A 237-nucleotide genomic window follows, 5' to 3' on the forward strand; every position below is an offset into this window, starting at 1 on the left:
CAAGCCTTTTCCACATTACCCAGATCGTACAGACGATATTCATCGGGTTCGTCAACTGATTTCACAAGCTCCACCACACGCTCATTCGTGCAATGAAGATAGCCTTCAAACTGCTTACCTCCCCTTACATAGCGTATACGGCAAGCCCTGTTGGATAATCCCGCGATAGCAACTCTTGAAAAAACGGTAGGAGGCATAGCCAGCTCTTTACCCTTATCGGCCTGCTTCAGATAACCT

The 237-nt window shown here is 47.7% G+C and carries 1 pseudogene; it reads right to left on the reverse strand.

Going from position 1 to position 237, the window contains the following annotated elements:
* A pseudogene (locus A372_RS38155) lies at window positions 1-237 on the reverse strand (hypothetical protein); the annotation flags it as partial.

The sequence above is a fragment of the Paenibacillus sp. OSY-SE genome (assembly GCF_000283315.1).
GTDB lineage: Bacteria > Bacillota > Bacilli > Paenibacillales > Paenibacillaceae > Paenibacillus_B > Paenibacillus_B profundus.